11 protein-coding genes are annotated in these 20250 nt (G+C 74.8%); 5 read left to right on the top strand and 6 right to left on the bottom strand.

The genetic code is table 11. The features are described from left to right. Nucleotides 1–21 precede the first annotated feature (21 nt). On the bottom strand, nucleotides 22–375 hold the full coding sequence (locus BMZ50_RS18395) for a hypothetical protein (RefSeq protein WP_091327824.1): 354 nt from the start codon (nucleotides 373–375) through the stop codon (nucleotides 22–24). 327 nt (nucleotides 376–702) lie between these two features. Here BMZ50_RS18395 and BMZ50_RS18390 point away from each other — a divergent pair, with 327 nt between their 5' ends. The 5 genes from BMZ50_RS18390 (at nucleotide 703) to BMZ50_RS18370 (ending at nucleotide 6958) form a co-directional block, all read left to right on the top strand. Then, complete coding sequence (locus BMZ50_RS18390) at nucleotides 703–3222, top strand: ATP-binding protein (protein ID WP_091327821.1); 2520 nt, start codon at nucleotides 703–705, stop codon at nucleotides 3220–3222. 51 nt (nucleotides 3223–3273) lie between these two features. Next, entirely contained in the window at nucleotides 3274–3825 is a 552-nt protein-coding gene (locus tag BMZ50_RS18385; protein ID WP_091327817.1) for a histidine phosphatase family protein, read from the top strand. Next, nucleotides 3822–4343 carry a bifunctional adenosylcobinamide kinase/adenosylcobinamide-phosphate guanylyltransferase gene (gene cobU / locus BMZ50_RS18380; protein ID WP_091327814.1) on the top strand — a complete coding sequence of 174 codons (522 nt, stop codon included), beginning with the start codon at nucleotides 3822–3824 and terminating at the stop codon, nucleotides 4341–4343. Before BMZ50_RS18385 ends, cobU begins: the two co-directional genes overlap by 4 nt. Nucleotides 4344–4348: 5 nt before the next feature. Beyond that, the gene (locus BMZ50_RS18375) at nucleotides 4349–5113 is read left to right on the top strand and encodes an adenosylcobinamide-GDP ribazoletransferase (protein WP_091327811.1); all 765 of its coding nucleotides are present in this window, start codon (nucleotides 4349–4351) and stop codon (nucleotides 5111–5113) included. 93 nt (nucleotides 5114–5206) lie between these two features. After that, nucleotides 5207–6958 carry a PHA/PHB synthase family protein gene (locus tag BMZ50_RS18370; RefSeq protein WP_091327808.1) on the top strand — a complete coding sequence of 584 codons (1752 nt, stop codon included), beginning with the start codon at nucleotides 5207–5209 and terminating at the stop codon, nucleotides 6956–6958. 11 nt (nucleotides 6959–6969) lie between these two features. On the opposite strand, the gene BMZ50_RS18365 is transcribed toward BMZ50_RS18370, so the two are convergent. From BMZ50_RS18365 to cobN, 5 genes are all read right to left on the bottom strand, one after another. Continuing rightward, nucleotides 6970–7827, bottom strand: coding sequence for an alpha/beta fold hydrolase (locus BMZ50_RS18365; protein ID WP_091327805.1), 858 nt, complete (start codon nucleotides 7825–7827; stop codon nucleotides 6970–6972). Nucleotides 7828–7854: 27 nt separating this feature from the next. After that, nucleotides 7855–9813, bottom strand: a complete 1959-nt coding sequence (locus BMZ50_RS18360; protein ID WP_091327803.1) for a 3-oxoacyl-ACP synthase III family protein — start codon at nucleotides 9811–9813, stop codon at nucleotides 7855–7857. Nucleotides 9814–9849: 36 nt separating this feature from the next. Next, nucleotides 9850–15372 carry an ATP-binding protein gene (locus BMZ50_RS18355; protein WP_091327800.1) on the bottom strand — a complete coding sequence of 1841 codons (5523 nt, stop codon included), beginning with the start codon at nucleotides 15370–15372 and terminating at the stop codon, nucleotides 9850–9852. 56 nt (nucleotides 15373–15428) lie between these two features. Beyond that, nucleotides 15429–16244, bottom strand: coding sequence for a 3-oxoacyl-ACP reductase family protein (locus BMZ50_RS18350; protein ID WP_091327798.1), 816 nt, complete (start codon nucleotides 16242–16244; stop codon nucleotides 15429–15431). Nucleotides 16245–16578: 334 nt separating this feature from the next. Next, the gene (gene cobN, locus BMZ50_RS18345) at nucleotides 16579–20196 is read right to left on the bottom strand and encodes a cobaltochelatase subunit CobN (protein WP_091327796.1); all 3618 of its coding nucleotides are present in this window, start codon (nucleotides 20194–20196) and stop codon (nucleotides 16579–16581) included. Nucleotides 20197–20250: the final 54 nt, after the last annotated feature.

The following is a 20250-nucleotide window of genomic DNA, read 5'->3' as shown; positions in this document are numbered from 1 at the left end:
GTGCGGGGCCCCGGCCACCGGTCAGGCCCGCGCGCGGCGGGCCCCGCTGGCGACGGCGACCCCCACGCCGACGGCGGCCGCGGCCGGCCACTCGAGGACGCCGAGGGCCACCAGGCCCGCCAGCCCGCCCCAGTAGACGACCGCGTCCGGCCGGCGGGCCGTGCTCACGATGTCCGCGGCGACCTCCCGTCCCAGCGTGACGGGGAAGGTCAGGACCTGGCCGACGGGGCGGGAGACCCGCCGGACGGCGCCGGTGACGGAGTCCACCGTCTCCTGCGCCCGGGCGGCCAGGTCCGGTTGCGGGGCCGCCGCGGCCTGCTGCCGGCGCACCTCGGCGGCCGCCGCCGCCTGCTGCCGGTTGACGCGGGCGGCCACGGCATCCTGCCTGTCATCGACCGCGACGAGCCCCGGCCGCTCCGGGGACGGATTCCTGCTGGACGACGTCGCGCTGCGGGGTGTTGTCGTCGCGCTGCGGGATGTTGTCGGCACGGGGGCCACCTCCTCGGCGGGGAGTTCCCTACCGTCCTAGCACGCCCGGCCTCCTCCGTGCGGGTCCGGAGCGCCGCCGGTCCGGACCCACGAGTGATTCACCGCCGCGGCCCCCGGACCGCCTCGGGATGGGGCGATCGACCCATCCCCCGCGGGCGCCGGACGGGACTAGCGTCGGGGTCCGCTCACGAGCCGCACCACCGGGGCCGCCACATGTCGACCAGCAGTCCCGAGCCGCGCGAGACCGGGCCGGCCGCGGTGACCGGGGTGCCCTGCGACCGGCCCGCACCGCGGGTGGGGGAGCTCTTCCCCGGCGACGGCCCGGTGTCCCGCCACCTGCGGTCCGTGGACTGGACGACGAACCCGCTGGGACCTCCGGCGGCGTGGCCGGAGGAGCTGGTGGCCGCCGTCCGCACGGTGTTCTCCTCCCGCCGGCCGGTGATCATCATGTGGGGGCCGGAGGCGCTGCAGCTGTACAACGACCCGGTCGTGGAGCTGCTGGGCGACAAGCACCCGGAGGCCCTGACCCGGCCGGCCGAGGAGACGTTCCCCGAGGCGTGGTCGGTGTTCGGGCCGCTCATCGAGCAGGTGTGGTCCGGGCGCGGCGCGTCGCTGTCGGAGGAGCAGCTGGTCCCGCTGGTCCGGCACGGTTACGTCGAGGAGACGTACTGGACGTACTCCTACTCCCCCATCCTGTCCGCGACCGATCAGGTCTGCGGCACCCTGGTGATCACCGGGGACGTGACGGCCACCGTGCTGGCGCACCGCCGGCTGCAGACCCTGCGGGACCTCGGCGCGCTGTCCACCGCCAAGGACGACGGGCCCGCGTCGGCGGTCCGGGCCGTCCTCGGGATCCTGTCCGCCCAGCGCAGGGACGTCCCGTTCGCAGCGGCCTACCTCCGCACCGGGCACGACGACGGTGGGGGCGACGCCATCGAGTGCGGCGGCCTGGAGCTCGTCGCCTCCTACGGGTACCGGCCGGCGACCGGCCCGGCGGACCAGGGGCCGCCGCCGGGCCGGCTCCCCGCCCTCCGGGAGGTCGTGGAATCGGGTAGGGCCGCGGTCCTGGAGGACCTGACCTCGGTCGTCGGCGGGTCCTTCGACGCAGCGGTTCCGCTGGGGAACGAGCCGCCCCGCTCGGCGGTGCTGCTGCCGATCTCGCTGAGCGGTTCCACCGAGCCGGCCGGTGTCCTGGCGCTGGCCGTGTCGCCGTACCGCGAGCTCGACGCCGACTACCGCATCTTCCTGGACCTCGTGACCGCCCGGGCATCGATCGCCGTCACCGACGCGATGGCCTACGTCGCCGAACGCCGGCGCGCCGAGGCCCTCGCCGACCTCGACGCCGCCAAGACCCGGTTCCTCCAGAACGTCAGCCACGAGTTCCGCACCCCGCTGACCCTCGTCCTCGGCCCGCTGGGCGAGCTCCTCCACGACCCCGGGATCGACCTCCCTGCTGCGCGGCGCGAAGGGCTCCACGTGGCGCAACGGGCCACCCGCCGGCTGGCGCGGCTGGTCGACGGCCTGCTCGACGTCGCGCGGGCCGAGGCCGACCGGCTGCACGCTGTTCTCGAGCCGACCCCCCTCGGCGAGCTGAGCACCGATGTGGCCAGCATGTTCCGCTCGGTGACCGAGCAGGCCGGGCTGGAGCTGGTCGTGGACGTGGAGCCGGCCGTGGACGCCGAGCCGGTCCTCGTCGACCGCGAGATGTGGGCCCGCATCGTGCTCAACCTGCTCTCCAACGCCGTGAAGTTCACCGAGCACGGCAGGATCACCGTCACCCTCCGGAGCACCCACGACATGGTGGAGCTGGCCGTCTCCGACACCGGGACGGGCATCTCCCCCGAGGAGGCCGCCCGGGTGTTCGACCGCTTCCACCAGGCGCCCGGACCGGGCGGGGGCAGCCGTGAGGGCGCCGGCCTCGGGCTCTCCCTCGTGCGGGACAGCGCGCGGGCCCACGGCGGCAGCGCCGGCGTCACCAGCACCCCCGGCCTGGGCAGCACGTTCACCGTCACCCTCCCCCGCCGCACCGCCGACGGCCGGGAGGTCCGCAGCGTGACGCCACCGGCAGAGCTGGTCGCCACGCACACCGCGGAGGCTCCCCCCTGGGTGGCCCGCCCGGCGGCCTCCACCCCGGCCGCGGAGCGGGCGGGCACGGTCGTGCTGGTCGAGGACGACGCCGACATGCGCCGCTACGTGACCCGGTTGCTGGAGGGCGACGGATGGCGGGTGGAGAGCGCCCCCGACGTGGAGACGGCGCTGGCCCGGATCCGCGAGCCGGACCTGGTGCTCTCCGACCTGATGCTGCCCGGCCGGGACGGGCTCGAGCTGCTGCGGCTGCTCCGGGGGACGCCGGGCACGGCGACGATCCCGGTCGTGCTGCTCACCGCCCGCGCCGACAGCCACTCCACCGCCTCCGGGCTGGCCGGTGGCGCCGACGACTACGTGGTCAAGCCCTTCGAACCGGCCGAGCTGCTCGCCCGCGTCCGCGCCCACGTCGAGCTGGCGCGGCTGCGCGGCGCGGGCCGGGCCGAGGCCGACGAGAAGGCCGCGAACCTCCGGCTGGCACTGGAGAGCAACCGGCGGATCGGTACCGCCCTCGGCATCCTCATGGACCAGCGCAAGATCAGCAGCGAGGGCGCCTTCGACCTGCTGCGCGAGGCCAGCAACCGGCTCAACCGCAAGCTGCGCGACATCGCCGAGGACGTCGTCTGGACCGGCACCCTCCCCCTGTGACCGGCGGCGCCCGCCGGGGCCGGGCCGGCCTGGCCTACGCTGCCTCCTGCCATGGCCCGCCCGCTGACCCTGCTCCTCGTCCGCCACGGCCAGAGCGAGTGGAACGCGGCGGGGCTGATGCAGGGCCAGACGCGGCACGTCCCGCTCACCGAGCTCGGCCACGCGCAGGCGGCCACGGCGGCGCGGGAGCTGGCTGCGCTGCGGCCCGGCGCCCTCGTCTCCAGCGACCTGCTCCGCGCGACGCAGACCGCCGAGCACGTCGCCCGGCGGACCGGCCTGCCCTACGCCACGTCCCCGGCGCTGCGCGAGCAGGGCTACGGCGTGCTGGAGGGGCGCCCGTCCCGTGAGCTGTGGGACGTCGTCGACTGGAGCGACCCGCACTGGGCCGCCGACGGCGGGGAGAGCCTGGCGCAGCTGCACGGCCGGGTCGCGGCCTACCTCGCCCGGCTGTGCGCCGACCCGCCGGCCGACGTCGTCGCGCTGGTCACCCACGGCGACACGATCAGGGCGGCGCAGGCGGTGGCGGCCGGGCTCGGCCCCGAGGCGCTGCCCGCGGTCACCCCGCACAACGGCTCGGTGACCCGGCTGGAGCTCCGCCCGTGAGCCGGGTGCTGGTCCTCGGGGGCAGCCGGTCGGGCAAGTCCGCCCACGCCGAGGCGCTGCTGGCCGGGCGTCCCGACGTCGTCTACCTCGCGACCTCGGCGGTCCCCGGCGAGGACGCCGAGTGGGCGGCCCGGGTGGCCGCCCACCGCGCCCGCCGCCCGGCGTCGTGGACGACGGTGGAGACGACCGCGCCCTCGGCGCTGCTGCGCGGCGGCACGATCCTCGTCGACAGCGTGACCACCTGGGTCGCCGCGCTCATGGACGAGACCGGGGTCTGGGCGGAGGCCCCCGGCGCCGGCGAGCGGCTGGCCGCGCGCTGCGACGCCCTGGTCGAGGCCTGGACCATGACGTCCGCGCACGTGGTGGCGGTCAGCGACGAGGTGGGGCTCGGCGTGGTTCCCGAGACCCGGTCCGGCCGGCTGTTCCGGGACACCCTGGGCGCGGTGAACCAGCGGCTGGCCGGCACCGCGGACGAGGTGTGGTTCGTCGTCGCCGGCCTCCCCCAGCGCCTGCGGTGAGAGCGGTGCGCTGGGCCGGGCCGCTGGAGTCCGCCGCGCTGCTCACCGCGCTGCCGGTGCCGGCCCGCGCGGCCACCTCGACGCGCGGGGTGCTGCCCTGGGCACCGCTGGTCGGGCTGGTGCTCGGCGCGCTGGCCACCGGTGTCGCCGTCCTCGGCACCCGCTGGGTGTCCCCGCTGACCGGCGCGGTGCTCGCCGTGGCCACGCTCGCCGTCCTGACCCGCGGGCTGCACCTGGACGGGCTGGCCGACACCGCCGACGGGCTCGGCCCGCTGCGCGCGCGGGAGCGGTCGCTGCGGGTCATGCACCAGGGCGACGTCGGCCCCTTCGGCGTGGCCGCCCTCGTCCTGACCGTCCTGCTCCAGGTCTCCAGCCTCGCCGCGCTGCTGCCCGCCGCCGCCGGGTGGCTGGCGCCGGTCACCGCCGCCGTGGCCGCCCGGCTGGCGATGGCCCGCACCGGCCTGCCGGGGGTGGCCGTGGCGGCGGGCTCCTCGCTCGGCCGCGCGGTCGCGGGCACCGTGTCGCGGGCGTGGCTGACCGCGACGGCGCTGGCCGCCGCGGCGCTCGGAGCCGCGGCGGCGCTGCTGGTCGCCGATGCCGCCACCGCGGCCCGGCTGCTGGGCGCGGCGACGGCCGGGCTGCTCGCCGCCGAGCTGCTGCACCGACGGGCGGCGGCACGCCTCGGCGGGACCACCGGCGACGTGATGGGCGCGATGGGCGAGGTGGCGACGGCAACGACCCTGCTGGTCGCCGCGGCGCTCTGGCCCTGACGGGACCGGCCCGCGCTCTCCCCCGAGCGCGCGGTCAGGTTCGACCGCTACCGTCATGGGCACACCAGTGACGTAGGTCACAAGGGGGTCCCCGTGACGACCACGACGACGAGGCAGCGCCCCACCGATCGACGCGCCCCGAAGCCGCCGGCACCGCAGACCGAGCCACCGGCACCGCAGACCGAATCCGAGGCGCTGGCCTCGGTGGAGAGCGCCGAGCCGGTCGGCCTCCCCTCACCGCGGGGCATGGCCCGCGGCCTGCTGTCGGCCTTCGCCCGACCGAGACCGCTCGCGCGGGAGGCCGCCCGGCTGGGCCGGGACGCGGTGGGCATCCTCCGCGGCACGGACGCGATCGCCCCCGCGCCGAGGGACAAGCGCTTCGCCGACCCGGCGTGGTCGCTGCACCCGGGGTACCGCCGCCTCCTCCAGTCCTACCTGGCGTGGACCGGCGCCCTGGACCGCCTGGTACGCGACTACGAGGAGGACGGGGCGGACTGGCGCGAGGTGGAGCAGGTGCGATTTCTGCTCACCGCCGCCACCAGCGCCCTGGCGCCCACGAACACGCTGCTCGGCAACCCGGCCGCGCTCAAGCGCGCCTTCGACACCGGGGGCATCAGCCTGCTGCGCGGGCTGCGGCACATCCTCTCCGACCTGCGGCACAACGGCGGCCTGCCGGCCCAGGTGCAGCGCGACGCCTTCGCCGTGGGTACCGACCTCGGGGTGTCCCCGGGCGCCGTGGTGCACCGGGACGACGTCGTCGAGGTGCTCCAGTACGCGCCCTCGACCCCGCGGGTGCGGCAGCGGCCGCTGGTGATCGTGCCGCCGCCGATCGGCCGCTTCTACTTCCTCGACCTGCGGCCCGGCCGCAGCTTCGTCGAGTTCGCCGTGGCCCAGGGCCTGCAGGTCTTCATGATCAGCTGGCGGAACCCCACCCGGGAGCAGTCGGAGTGGGGCCTGGACACCTACGCCGGCGCGATCGAGCGGGCCATCGACGTCGCCCGCGAGGTCACCGGCTCCCCCGACGTCACCACGCTGGGCTTCTGCGCCGGTGGTCAGGTGATGACCACCGCGCTCAACCACCTGGCGGTCACCGGCGACGACCGGGTGCACGCCGCCGGGTACGCGGTCACCCTGCTGGACTTCTCCAGCCGGGCACCGCTGGGCGCCTTCTCCGCGCCCCGCACCATCGAGCTCGCCCGCCGGAACTCCCGCCGGCAGGGGGTCATCACGGCCCGGCAGATGGGCTCGGTGTTCACCTGGATGCGCCCGGACGACCTGATCTTCAGCTACCTGGTGAACCAGTGGCTGATGGGCGAGGACCCGCCCGCGTTCGACATCCTGTCGTGGAACGCCGACGGCACGAACCTGCCCGCCCGGCTGCACGAGCAGTTCCTGGACATCTTCGGGCGCAACTCCCTGGCCCGGGCCGGGGCGCTGCGGGTGCTCGACACCCCGGTGCACCTGAGCCGCATCACCGTGCCGACGTTCGTCACCGGCGCCCTCACCGACCACCTCACCCCGTGGGACGGCTGCTACCGGACGACGCAGCTGCTGTCCGGGCCGAGCACCTTCGTGCTCAGCTACAGCGGCCACATCCAGAGCCTGGTCAACCCGCCGGGCAACCCGAAGGCGCACTACTGGACCGGCGGCGAGCCCGGCCCGGACCCGGAGGCCTGGCGCGCCTCAGCGCAGCGGCACACCGGCAGCTGGTGGGAGCCGTGGACCGCCTGGATGCTCGAACGCTCCGGGAACGAGGTGACGGCGCCCACGACGCTGGGCAGCGCGGCCCACCCGCCGCGGGAGCCGGCGCCCGGCTCCTACGTGCACGACCGCGTGCCGGGCTGAGGGCGGGCGGGTCAGGCCCCGGAGAGCCGGCGCAGCTCGGCGAGCATCACGCCGGGGTACTGCAGCGGGACGAAGTGCGTGCCCGCCAGTTCGCGGAGGCGGGCACCGGGCACGGTCCGCGCTGCGGCCCGGACGTCGACGACGTCGACCAGGGCGTCGTAGCGGCCCGCCACGAAGGTGACCGGGCAGTACACCGCCGAGACGTCCAGCGGCGCGTGCTCCTCGACGGCCAGGACCAGGTACCGGTACCAGGACCAGTCGTGCCGGGAGAACTCGGCGAGGACCGCCAGCAGCGCCCCCGGGTGGCTCGCCTCGTGCGCCGGCCCCAGCACTGCCGCCGGCCAGAGCGCCTCGTACCAGGGCGGCAGGCTCGCCGCGAGCAGCGGCAGCAGCGGCCCCACGACGGGCAGCACGCGGCTGCCGAGCCGGCCCATCCGGGGCCGCAGCCGGCGCGGGACGCCGAACGGGGCGAACAGCGACGAGTAGCTCCCTCCGGGGACACCTGCCACGGCGAGCACGGCGTGCACCCGCGCCGGCTCCTCGAGTGCCAGCTCGAACGCGATGTTCACCCCGAGCGACCACCCGATCACCGTGGCCGCGGGCAGGTCGAAGCAGTCGAGCACGGCGCGGGCGTCGGCGACGTGGTCCTCCACCCGCACCCGGCTCCGGTCGGCCGGGCGCTGCGACCCGCCCAGGCCGCGCTGGTTCCAGGTGACCACGCGGTGGCCGCTGTCCGGAGCGACGACCCGCGGCCAGGCGGCCGGCGGGGCGCCCAGTCCGTTGCACAGCAGGACCGGCGACCCGGCCCCGTCGTTGCACCACGCGCGCAGCCGGGTGCCGTCGACGCTGCGGACGACGCGGGTGGTCACGGGGACGCGCGGCCGGCGTCCGCCGGCTCAGCCGAACGCCTGCCGCACGTCCTCCGACGCCGGCGTCGGTGCGGCCGGCGCGGGCGCCGCCGGCTCGGCCCCGCCGCGGTCCGGAGCAGCCGGGGCCTGGACGGCGACGACGGCAGGATCCACCTGCATCACGGCGTAGCCGGCCACCGCCCCCGCGCCGAAACCGGGCGCGAACACGCGCAGCGGCTCGCTGATGACCCCGTCGCGGACCGCGTCGTGGATCGCCAGCGGGATGCTCGCGGAGGAGGCGTTGCCGACCGCGGCGATGTTGAAGTACAGGCGGTCGGGGCGCAGCCCCGCCTGCTTCGCCAGCTGGACCACCATCGTCTTGTTCGCCTGGTGCGGCACGACGAGGTCGATGCTGTCGAGCAGGGAGCCGGCCCGGCCGTCCGGGTCGGGCAGCGCCTGCAGCTCCTCGATCATCTGCGCGAGGTAGCGGCCGGCGAGCGCCTTCACCTGCGGGCCGAAGACGGTGATGTTGTTGTCGAACTCCGGGTTCGGCCACAGGATCGAGTTGACCTCGCTGGCCGGGCCGCTGGCGTAGGTCTGCAGGTAGGAGATGTCGGGGCCGGCGCCCTCGGGGGCCACGCCGACGACCATGGCGGCCGCGCCGTCCCCGAAGATCATCCGGGACGGCCGGACGTTGCCGATCTTGTCGGAGAACTTCTCCGCGCAGACGACGAGCACCGGCCGCTCGACCTCCTGCAGCAGCCGGGTGGCCTCGGCCAGGCCGTAGGGCATGCCCGCGCACGCGGCGATGAGGTCGTAGGCGGCGTGGGCCTGGTAGATCCCCAGCTGGCCGCACAGGTAGGTGGCCAGCGACGGGATCAGCCGGGAGCTGGTGCAGGTGCACACCAGGACCGCGCCGATCTCCTCCGGCTCGCGCCCCGCCTTGGCCAGCGCCGCCTCCGCCGCCTGCAGCGCGAGCTCCTCCAGCGGCAGCGTGCTGTAGCGGCGCTGCTCGATGCCCGTCTTGTCCCGGATCTCCTCGGCGCTCATCGGCGACCAGTTGTAGGCCGCGTTCCGGATCAGGTCCTCGTTGCTGCACACCTGGTCCCCGTGCACCGCGGCCAGCGCCTCCAGGCGGGGCAGGACGGAGAACCGCTGCCGCACGTCGATCTCCGGGAAGGGGCGCACCGGCGGCCGCGGCTCCCGGGCCACCGACGCCGGCCGGCTGGGGGCGGCCTCGCGCAGCCGGCGCAGGAAGGCCCGCACCTCCTTGTCGCGGGGGTGGAAGGCGACCACGTAGTCGTCGTCCTTGAGCTGGCCGGCCTCCGCCAGTTCCACGCTCCCCCGGTCCCACGGGTACTGGTTGTGCAGCACCATGGCCCAGCGGTGCAGGGCCTCGAGTTCGGGCACCTCCTCGTCGCAGTCGACGATGTCGTCGTAGCCGTACACCGGGAAGTCCGGGTCGTAGTGCGGCAGCCGGAAGGTGAGGTTCCCCGGCGTCTCCAGGAACTCGGCCACGGTCGGCTTGATCGCCGGCAGCGTGGTCGCGTGGTGCTTCCGGTTGGCGAAGACGTCGAACAGGATCGCGAAGATCCCGTCCTCGACGTCCGCGTCCCACCGGGCCGGCAGGCTCGGGTAGGCCGACTCCACCGCCGCCACCTTGGTCCCGCCGTCCTCCCAGGGCTCCAGGACCGGGAGGAAGACGTCGCTGCGCGTCCGCGGCACGTCCGCCCAACGAGTCGGGCGCTTGTCGTACATGGTGATGGAGAAGCGGTTGGCCCAGAACAGGTTCAGCGCGAGGTCGCGCATGAGGTCGTACCGGCTCTCGTAGGACCCGGTCCGGACCTTGTCGAGGATGTCGGTGCCGCTGGGCGCCTTGGTCTCGAAGTCCCGTCGGATGACGCTGTCGAGCTGGTCGAGGGTCTCGACCGTGGAGAAGTCCAGCTCCGGCATGACGTTGGAGGGGAAGACCATGCGGCCGTGTCGGTTCAGGACGAAGGCGTTCATCAGGGTCCTTTCTGACCGTCCGGCGTCGCGGCCCGGCTAGCTCCGGGCCGCACGCTCCATCCCCCGCTCGACGGCGGCGATGAGACGGGGGCGCAGTTCGGCGGCGGGGATGATGGCGTGCACCGAGCCGACCCGCCGGGCGCGCTCGATGTCGTGGACGGTCTCGAACTCGTCGGCCACCTCGCCGAGCTTCTCCGAGCGGACGGCGCTGCGGAGGGTGGCCAGTTCGGCGCGCAGGTGGGCCTGCTCGACGCCCTCGGCCGAGCTCAGCGCGGCCTCGAGCTCGCGCACCCGGGGGTCGGCGGCGGTGCGCTTGTCCACCTCGCGGGAGAACACGACCGCGGCCGCCGGGGCCCCGCCGATCACCGAGGCGTAGGAGCCCTCGACCGCCAGCACCTCCATGTTGTCGTTGAGGACGCCGGAGAAGACCACGAAGGCGCCCCCGTGGTACCGGGAGACCACGCAGAACACGATCGGCCCGTCGAAGTTGGTGATCGCCCGCCCGATCTCCGCGCCGTACTCCAGCTGCATCTCGCGCAGCGACTCCGGGGACCCGTCGAAGCCGGAGAGGTTGGCCAGCACGACGAGCGGGCGGTTGCCGCTGGCGGCGTTGATGGCGCGCGCGGTCTTCTTCGACGAGCGGGGGAACAGCGTGCCCGCCGTCCACTGGTCGGGCCCGTCGGCCGGGTAGCTGCCCCGCCGAGGGATCGGCCGGGACTCCACCCCCAGCACGGTGACCGGGTGCCCGCCGAGGTGGGCGTCGAAGACGACGGCGGTGTCGGCGTCGGCCATCCCGGCCCACCGCTCGAGCACCGGGTGGTCCTGATCGGTGACCGCGCGCATGACGGTGCGGATGTCGAACGCCTTCTTGCGCTCCGGGTTGGTCTCCGCCGAGAAGACGTCGCCGACGGTGGTGAACTCGCTGCCCGGGTGGTCGTGCGGATAGGGGCGCACGTCCCGGTCGTGCGGGTCCGTGGTCGGGGCCGGACGCGCCCAGCGCTCCCCCGGCGCGCGGTAGGTGTGCTCGTAGTGCTGGGACAGCAGGTCGACGGCGGCGGTGAGGTTCGGCGCCCAGTACTGCGCCTGCCCGTTGGGGCCCATCACGCGGTCGTAGCCGCCGATGCCGAAGTTGTCCTCCGCCGACACCCCGCCGGAGTAGTCGAGGGAGTGCTTGCCGGTGAGCACCATCGCGCTGTCCGGCGTCATGACCAGGATGCCCTTGGTGTGCATGAGCATCGTGGCCTCGGCGTTCCAGTACGGCTGGGCGCCGACGTTGATGCCGGTGACGACCACGTTGATCTCACCGCCGGCCTGGGTGAACTCGATGATCCGGCGCAGGGCCCGGGAGACCCAGTCCATGTTCTCGGTGCCGCTGTCCATGGAGATCCGGGCGCCGGAGGAGAGCGCGAACCACTCGACCGGGAGGCCGCGCTCCTCGGCCAGGTCGAGGGCGGCGACGACGCGGGCGCACTCGGGCTCGGCGACGGTCCCCAGCTGCTTGGTCGGGTCGCCCATGAGCACCACCCGGGTCATGCCCTCGGGGTAGCGCGGCGTCGGCGTGCTCACCAGCCCGACGACGATCCCCGCCGTGTTCCGGCCGGGCTGGCGGTCCACCGGGACCAGCCGGCCGTCGTCGTCCAGGTCGTGCTCGACGAACGAGCCGTCGGGGCCGGCCAGCAGGCCGCTGAGCTCGTACGGGTAGACCGCGCCGCGGGCCCGCGAGCTGAGCACCTTCTCGGTGTAGTGGTCCAGCGGCCGCATGGGCGCGGTCGGGCGGTCGGTGACCGCCATGCGCACCCCGGTGCCCGGTCGGTAGGAGAAGCGCAGCGCCACGTCGCGCGGGGGGCGGCCCTCCTCCTCCTCCTGGAGCCGGGCCAGCAGCACGATCTGGTCCAACCCGGCGCCCAGGGTCAGCGGCGCGGAGGTCTGCGCGAACGCCGCGATCTGCGCCAGCGGCACCTCGATCGACGGCCAGGCGTAGAGGTGGACCCGGTTGTGCTCCAGCGGCCGCCGCGAGCGTCTCCGCGACTGGGCCCGCCGCAGGCTGTCCAGGCAGGAGGTCAGCACCCGCTCGACCGTCGGGAAGCCGACCACCTGGCCGGAGTCGTCCCGCACCGGGGTCAGGTCGCGCACCTCCGCCATGGCCACGAAGCGCTCGTCGTCCGGGTTCTCCTTGGCGAAGACGTGGAACAGATAGGTGTCCTCGGCCGAGGGCAGCCGCTCCCCGTCGAACTCCTTGAGCCGCCACAGGTCCAGCCGCTGCGCGGTGAGCGGGTGCAGGCCGCGGATGATGCGCTCCTCGGCCAGCCCGCCGGGGGCGTGGGCCGCCGGCCGGAAGGTCACCGTCTCGACGTCGCCGGCCGGGGTGCAGACCGTGACGGTGACCCGGCGGCCGGCCGCCAGCTGCGGGACCCGGGCGAGCAGCTCGCGCAGCTGCTCGGCCAGCGCGTCGGCGTCGGCCGGGCGGTCCGGCCAGTTCAGGTAGAGGTCCACGACCACCTGCGTGGGGTCCTCGACGCCGGCCAACACGCCTGCCAGGGACGTCAGCGCCTCCGGCAGGCGGGCCATGTCGGCCATCAGCGCGACCAGCTGCAGCCGGTCGCCGTTGAGGTCGTACCCGGCGGTGACGCAGGTCTGTCCGTCGAGGAGGGACGACCGCACGTCCTCCAGGTTGCGGCTGCGGTAGTAGCGCCGGGTGAGGACCTCGAGGACCGGATCCGGGACGGCGGTCCCCCGGCCGAACCGCTCGGCCAGCAGCCGGACCAGCGGCTGTGGGCTGGCGACCAGCGCCTCCATCCGCCGGATGCTCTCCGCGGTGTCGCCGCGGGCGCCGGCCTCGTCGAGCTCGTCGAGCAGCCGCCGGGCCTCGCCGAGCACCCGCTGCCGGGCCTCCTGGACGACCGGCTCCTCGAAGTACCGGTAGCGGACGGCACGGGCGAGGTCGCCGACCGACGGGTAGCGCAGCTGGGTGGCGATGACGAGCCGGTCGAGCACCTCCCCCACCTCCGCCCGCGCCGTGCCGGTGGTCAGCGTCCCGGCGGTGAGCCAGCGGTCGAGCAGGGCCATCACGGCAGGCAGCTGGTCGGGGATGCGCTGCTGGGCCAGGAAGATGCGGTGTACCGCCTCCTGCAGCGCCGGGCCGGGCTCGGCGCTCGTGACGTCGGCATCTCCCACGTCGTAGTGCTGCAGCGCCCGGCCCAGCCGCGCCCGGAAGCTCTCCGGCAACCCCTCCCGCTCGACGTCCAGCGAGTGCAGGTAGGAGTGGAAGTACTCCCGGGGGCTGTGCACCTGCGTGTCCGCCTCCTCCTCGGCGCTGGCCGGACGGTTGCGGGACAGGTCGCACAGGTCGGCGAACGTGGTGAGGACGGCGAGCTCGCCGCGCAGCAGTTCCGGGTCGTCGATCGGCAGCTCCTCCCGCGCGCTGCGGTACCCGGCGAGCAGCTCCTTCGCACGGGCGGCGGTGACGTCGTAGCCGGTGATCAGCGCCTGCAGCGCCGCGAGCGCGGCCAGCGCCCGGGCCCGCGGGTCTCCTGCCGGGGCGTCGTCCCCGCTGGGCAGGGCCACGCGCTTCCCGGTCGCCTCCTGCACGTCGCCGCCGACCCGCTCGAGGCGGACCAGCGGAGCGCCGGCGTCGACCTGCGAGTTGACCGCGGCCAGCAGCTCGCCGACCCGGCCGGCGAACGGCGCCCGCACCGCCGTCTCCATCTTCATGCTCTCCAGGACGACGATCGCCTGTCCGGCCTCGACCTCCTCCCCCACGCCGGCGCGGACGGCGACGACCACGGCCGGGGCGGGCGCGCGGACCACCCCGCCGGCGTCGCGGGTCACCCGGTGGGTCTCCCCGTCGACCTCGACCAGATGGGATCCGGGGGCCTCGACGGCGACGACGGAGTACCGCTGCCCGAGGGCGGTCAGCCGGCTCTCCAGCGGGCCCAGCCGGTCGATCTCGACGTCGAGGACACGGTCGTCGAGCTGCACGCGGTAGCGGTCCCGGTCCACCGTCGCGACGGTCGGCCGGTAGACCTGCCCGCGCATGCCGAGCTCCACCGTGCGGCCCACCTCGTGCGGAGCCCGCGGACGCCCACCACGCGCCGAGGCGAGGAAGGCCTGCCGCTCCCGCTCCTCCTCCGCCCGGGCGAGGTCGACGGCCACCTGGACCAGCGCCACCCAGCCGTCGCCCACGGGCCGGCTGCCGTCGGCGGCCCCGGTGCGGTCCAGCCAGCCGGTGTCGGCGGTGCCGGCGACGACCTCCGGCCGGTCCAGGAGGTCGAGCAGGAAGGACTTCGTGGTGGTGCCGCCGCGCAGCACCACGGTCGTCTCGCGCAGCGCGCAGCGCAGCCGGGCGAGGGCCTCGGGTCGGTCCTGTCCCCAGGCGATGACCTTGGCGATCATCGAGTCGTACTGCGGCGGGACGCTGTCGCCGACGCCGACGCCGGTGTCCACGCGGATGCCCGGCCCGGTGGGCAGGCGCATCAGCTCGACCCGGCCGGGTGCGGGGGCGAACCCCTGCTCGGCGTCCTCGGCGGTGAGCCGCGCCTCCACGGCATGCCCGATCGGCTCGGGCGGGGTGCCCTCCAGCCGGCCGCCGGCGGCCACGTGCAGCTGCAGCTTCACCAGGTCCAGCCCGGTGGTCGCCTCGGTGACGGGGTGCTCGACCTGCAGCCGGGTGTTGACCTCGAGGAAGGTCAGCAGGTCCTCCTCCGGCTGGTAGAGGAACTCCACGGTGCCGGCCCCCACGTAGCCCGCGGCCTTGACCAGCGCGACGGCGGACTCGCGGAGAGTGGCCTCCTGCTCGGGACGCAACGCCGGGGAGCTGGACTCCTCGAGGACCTTCTGGTTGCGCCGCTGCACCGAGCAGTCGCGGACGCCGGGCGCCCAGACCGTTCCGTACTGGTCGGCGATCACCTGGACCTCGACGTGCCGGCCGCCCTCGACCAGTCGCTCCATGAACACGACCGGATCGCCGAAGGTGCGCTGCGCCTCGGTCTGCGTGCGGACCAGCGCCTCCTCCAGCTCGTCGGGGGCGCGGACGACACGGATGCCACGGCCGCCCCCGCCGCTGCGGGCCTTGACGATCAGCGGGTAGCCGATGGCGGCGGCGTGGTGGCGGGCGTCGTCGAGCCCCTCGACCGGGCCGCGGCTCCACGGCGCGACGGGGACGCCGGTCTTCTCGGCGAGCACCTTGGCCTCGACCTTGGCGCCGAGCAGCCGCATCGCCTCCGGCGGCGGGCCGATGAAGGTCACCCCGAGGTCGGCGCACAGCTCGGCGAACGCCGGGTCCTCGGCGACGAACCCCCAGCCGACCCAGGCGGCGTCGGCGCGGCCGGCCCGCAGGGCCCGGGCGAGCTCGTCGTGGTCGAGGTAGGGGCTGCCCTCCCCCGTCTCGCGCAGCAGCACCGCCTCGTCGGCCGCCCGGACGAACGTCGCCCGGCGCTCGGCCTCGGTGTGCAGGGCGATGACCCGGGTCCGCGTCCCGTGCTCGGCGTTCAGCTCCCGGACGGCGCGGATGAGCCGCATGGCCGGTTCACCCCGGTTGATCACGGCGATGCGGTCGAACACCGGGCGCCCCTTCCTGGTCGGTGCAGCGAGCTCGACGGCCGAGGTGGAGGAAGGAGCTACATGTCCAGCCCGCCGTTGACCGCCCAGATCTGCCCGGTGATGTAGGCCGATGCGTCGGCGGCGAGGAAGTGCACGACCCGGGCGATCTCCGCCGGCTCCCCGAGCCGGCCGACCGGGATCTTCGCGCGCAGGCCGTCGAGGACCTTCTCCGGGACGGTCTCGAGCATCTCGGTGGCGATGTAGCCCGGGGTGACGGCGTTGACGGTGACCCCGATGCCGTTGGTGTTGCCGCTGCGCTGGATCTGCATCGCGGCCTCGCGGGCGAGGGTCTTGGTGAGGCCGAACAGCCCGGACTTCGCGGAGGCGTAGTTGACCTGGCCGATGCCGCCGGTCTCGCCGATGACCGAGGAGATCATCACGATCCGGCCGCTGCCCCGCTCGAGCATGTGCCGGAGGGCGGCCTGGGAGAGGTAGAAGGCGCCGGAGAGGTTGACGTCGAGGACCCGTCGCCAGTCCTCGTCGGCCATCTTCAGCACGGTGCGGTCGGCGGTGATGCCCGCGTTGTTGACCAGGATGTCCAGCCGGCCGTGCCGGTCGATCACCTCCTGGACGGTGCGCCGGCAGTCCTCGGGCGAGCCGATGTCGCCGCGGTGCACGCTCATGTGGCTCTCGGGATGGGCCGCGGCGAACTCCTGGGCGAACAGCTGCGCGCGCTCGGTGTTGCCGCTGTAGCCGGCGGCCACGTCGGCTCCCTGGGAGGCCAGGCTGCGGCAGATCGCCGCGCCGATGCCCCGGGTCCCGCCGGTCACGAACGCCACCCGACCGAGGAGTTTCTCGCCCGCCCTGCTGGTGCGTACCTGGGTCGCTGTCACCGGCTCCTCCTCGGAAAGAGCGTGCGTTCGCCGTCTTTCCGAAGCCGGAGCCGAGGGTCCCCGTGAGACGCCGACTGCTCCGGCATCGGTACTGCGCGAGCATGCTGCGGGCCGCGGTGCCCGTCAAACCATGGCCGCGCCGGGCCGCGGCGCACGGTCCGGGTTGCGGGCCGTGCCGGAACGGCGGCGGCGTGGCAGCTCCCCCGAGTCATCGCGCGTGCACCGCGCGGAGCAGTGCCGCGTCGGGTCCCGGGGCCGCGGCCGGCGTCCTACCGTCGCCGGCGGCCCCGGGCAGCCGACCGCGGAGGTGCGCGAGGCCCCCCGTTCCCCGGCGTCAGCGGCCGGCCTGCGCCGGGCTCTCCCCACCCTCCAGGTCGCCCTCGGTGTCGAGGTAGGCCTGCCGCAGCTCGGCCAGCAGCGCCGGGTCCGGCGACTCCCACATCGTCCGGTCCACCGCCTCGAGCAGCCGCTCGGCGATGCCGTGCAGCGCCCACGGGTTGGACCGCTCCAGGAACTCCCGGTTCTCCGGGTCCAGCACGTAGGTCCGGGTGAGCTGCTCGTACATCCAGTCGGCCACCACGCCGGTCGTGGCGTCGTAGCCGAACAGGTAGTCGACGGTCGCGGCCAGCTCGAAGGCGCCCTTGTAGCCGTGCCGGCGCATCGCCGCCAGCCACTTCGGGTTGACCACCCGGGCCCGGAACACCCGCGCGGTCTCCTCGGTCAGCGACCGGGTGCGCACCGACTCCGGGCGGGTCGAGTCGCCGATGTACGCCTTGGGCGCCGACCCGGTCAGCGCGCGGACGGTCGCCACCATCCCGCCGTGGTACTGGAAGTAGTCGTCGGAGTCGGCGATGTCGTGCTCGCGGGTGTCCACGTTCTTCGCCGCCACCGCGATCCGCCGGTACGCCGCCTCCATGTCCGGCCGGGCCTGCACGCCGTCCAGGCCGCGGCCGTAGGCGTAGCCGCCCCACACCGCGTACACCTCGGCGAGGTCGGCGTCCCCCCGCCAGTTCCGGGAGTCGATCAGCGGCAGCAGCCCGGCCCCGTAGGCACCGGGCTTGGAGCCGAACACCCGGGTGGTCGCCCGCCGCCGGTCACCGTGCTCGGCCACGTCGGCCTCGACGTGGGCACGCACGTGGTTGAGGTCGTCGGGCTCGTCGAGGGAGGCGGCCAGGGTCACCGCGTCGTCGAGCATGGTCACCACGTGCGGGAAAGCGTCCCGGAAGAAGCCGCTGATCCGCACCGTGACGTCGATCCGCGGCCGGCCGAGCTCGTCGAGCGGGATCGGCTCCAGCCCGGTCACCCGCCGCGACGCGTCGTCCCACACCGGGCGGACGCCGAGCAGCGCGAGCACCTCGGCGACGTCGTCACCGGAGGTGCGCATCGCCGAGGTGCCCCACACCGAGAGCCCGACCGAGCGCGGGTACTCGCCGGTGTCGGCGCGGTAGCGGTCGAGCAGCGACTCGGCCATCGCCTGCCCGGTCTCCCACGCCAGCCGCGAGGGCACCGCGCGCGGGTCGACGGAGTAGAAGTTCCGGCCGGTCGGCAGCACGTTGATCAGCCCGCGCAGCGGCGAGCCCGACGGGCCGGCGGGCACGTAGCCGCCGGCCAGGGCGTGGAGGGTGGCGTCGAGCTCGTCGGTGGTGCGCGCCAGGCGCGGCACGACCTCGTCGACGGCGAACCGCAGCACCGCATCGACCCCGTCGTCCGACCGGTCCAGCACCTCGCGGACCACCTCGGGCACCGCGGCAGCGGTCCAGCCCCGCGACTCCATCCCGCCGACCAGGGCCGCGGCCTGCTGCTCGACGGCGTCGGTGAGAGCCAGGCCGGCGGAACCGTCCTCGGTCAGCCCGAGCGCCTCGCGCAGCCCGGGCAGCGCGACCGAGCCGCCCCAGATCTGCCGGGCCCGCAGCATCGCGAGCACGAGATCCACGCGATCGGAACCGGCGGGCGGCGTGCCGAGCACGTGCAGGCCGTCACGGATCTGGGAGTCCTTGATCTCACAGAGCCAGCCGTCGACGTGCAGGATCATCTCGTCGAAGTGGTCGTCCTCGGGCCGTTCGTTGAGGCCGAGGTCGTGGTCGAGCTTGGCCGCTTGCAGCAGGGTCCAGATCTGCGCGCGGACCGCGGGCAGCTTCGCCGGGTCCATCGCCGCAACGTTGGCGTGCTCGTCGAGCAGCTGCTCCAGCCGGGCGATGTCGCCGTAGGTGTCGGCGCGGGCCATCGGCGGCACCATGTGGTCGATCAGCGTGGCGTGCGCCCGGCGCTTGGCCTGCGAGCCCTCACCCGGGTCGTTCACCAGGAACGGGTAGATCAGCGGCAGGTCGCCGATCGCCGCGTCCGGCGCGCAGGAGGCGGACAGACCGACGGTCTTGCCGGGCAGCCACTCCAGGTTGCCGTGCTTGCCGACGTGCACCAGCGCGTGCGCGCCGAACACCGACCGCAGCCACCAGTAGGCGGCCAGGTAGTGGTGGGACGGCGGCAGGTCGGGGTCGTGGTAGATCGCGATCGGGTTCTCCCCGAAGCCGCGCGGCGGCTGCACCATCACCACGACGTTGCCGGCCCGCAGCGCGGCGAAGACGATGGCCTGGTCGTCGCCACTACCGTCGACGAACAGCGAGCCCGGCGGCTGCCCCCAGTGCGCGACCATCGCCGCGCGCAGGTCGGCGGGCAGCGTCTCGAAGAACCCGCGGTACTGCGCGGCCGGGATCCGGACGGGGTTCCCGGAGAGCTGCTCCGAGGTCAGCCAGTCGGCGTCCTGCCCGCCGGCGGCGATCAGCGCGTGCACCAGCGCGTCACCGTCCAGCTCGGCGACGCCGGGCAGCGCGTCCGGCCCGTCGAGCGGGCCGAGGTCGTAGCCCTGCCCGGCCATCGCGGCCAGCAGCCGGACCACCGACGCGGGGGTGTCCAGGCCGACCGCGTTGCCGATCCGGGCGTGCTTGGTCGGGTAGGCGCTCAGCATCACCACGATCCGGCGCTCGGCCGGCGGGGTGTGCCGCAGCCGCGCGTGCGCGACGGCGGTGCCGGCGACCCGCGCGGCCCGCTCCGGGTCGGGCACGTAGGAGGTCAACCCGTCCTCGTCGGTCTCCTTGAAGGAGAACGGAACGCTGATCAGCCGGCCGTCGAACTCGGGGATGGCGACCTGGTTCCCCACGTCGAGCGGGGACAGCCCGTCATCGTCGGCGAGCCACTCCTCCCGCGAGCGGGTCAGGCACAGGCCCTGGATCACCGGCACGTCCAGCGTCGCGAGCGCGCCGACGTCCCAGGCGCCGTCGTCCCCGCCGGCCTGGGCGGTGGCCGGCCGCGAGCCGCCGGCGGCGAGCACGGTGACCACCAGCGCGTCGGCGCCCTTCAGCGTCGCCAGCAACTCCGGGGCGACCGACCGCAGCGACGAGGTGAAGACCGGCAGGGCCTGGCCGCCGGCGGCCTCGATCGCGGCGCAGAGGGTCTCGACGAAGGCGGTGTTCCCGGCCAGATGGTGCGCCCGGTAGTAGAGGACGGCGACGGTCGGGCCGGTCCCCCGACTCTCCCGCTCCAGCACGCCCCAGTCGGGTGCGACCGACGGCGGCTCGAAGCCCTCGCCGGTGAGCAGCACGGTGTCGGAGAGGAATCGGTGCAGCTGGGTGAGGTTGTCCGGGCCGCCCTGCGCGAGGTAGCCGTGCGCCTCGGTGGCCACGCCCATCGGCACGGTCGAGAGCTCCATCAGCTCGGCGTCGGGCACCTGCTCCCCGCCGAGGACGACCACCGGTGCCGGCCCGGCCAGGAGCGGGGCGAGCAGGTCCTCGAACTGGCGGCGTACCCCGAGCAGCCGGACGACGACCAGCGCGCTGCCCTCGACCAGGGCGGCGATGCCGGCGTCGTCGAGCCGGGCCGGGTTGCCCAGCCGCCACTCGGCACCGCTCGCACGGGCCGACAGCAGATCGGTGTCGCTGGTGGAGAGCAAGGTGAACACGTCGGCGCAGCCTCCCTCGGGGTCCGCGCCCCGGGTCGTCGGGCACGGCAGCCG

The sequence above is a fragment of the Geodermatophilus ruber genome (genome assembly GCF_900114385.1).
Taxonomy (GTDB): domain Bacteria; phylum Actinomycetota; class Actinomycetes; order Mycobacteriales; family Geodermatophilaceae; genus Geodermatophilus; species Geodermatophilus ruber.
Note: the sequence above shows the minus strand (reverse complement) of the source record. Positions and strands in the feature narration are given on the sequence as shown.

Coding starts and splice junctions, on each gene's coding strand:
- BMZ50_RS18390 (WP_091327821.1), top strand. CDS start 703: ATGTCGACCAGCAGTCCCGAGCCGCGCGAGACCGGGCCGGCCGCGGTG.
- BMZ50_RS18385 (WP_091327817.1), top strand. CDS start 3,274: ATGGCCCGCCCGCTGACCCTGCTCCTCGTCCGCCACGGCCAGAGCGAG.
- BMZ50_RS18360 (WP_091327803.1), bottom strand. CDS start 9,813: ATGAACGCCTTCGTCCTGAACCGACACGGCCGCATGGTCTTCCCCTCC.